The 276-nt window shown below is 44.6% G+C and carries 1 protein-coding gene; it reads right to left on the bottom strand.

Features of this window, described 5'->3' with window-relative positions; translation table 11 throughout:
- A partial coding sequence (locus tag BU804_RS05625) for a hypothetical protein (RefSeq protein WP_143298934.1) occupies positions 1 to 276 on the bottom strand: 276 nt, incomplete at both ends.

Raw genomic sequence — 276 nt, 5'->3', positions numbered from 1 at the left:
AGTCTTTGGTAGTAAGCTTCATGCCAATGCCAAGCCTGATCCGGATCAAGCGCATCAGCTCGTTGTCTGGAAACGAGATGATGCACGAAATGAGCGATCCAGGGCTTGAGATTTTCTATTGTATCAGGGTGCAGCTCTTCTTCGTAATAAGCCCCTCGAAGGAGATCGATTTTTTGAAAATGAGAGTCTAGCTTAGAAAGGCAAGACTTTAATTGGTGAGAGTCTAGATTAAAGAGGCAAAACTTTAATTTGCGGTAAAGAGGGCGCAGGACTAGC

Source organism: Candidatus Protochlamydia sp. W-9, from assembly GCF_001950615.1.
Lineage (GTDB): Bacteria > Chlamydiota > Chlamydiia > Chlamydiales > Parachlamydiaceae > Protochlamydia > Protochlamydia amoebophila.
This window is presented reverse-complemented; position numbering and strand designations above follow the sequence as displayed.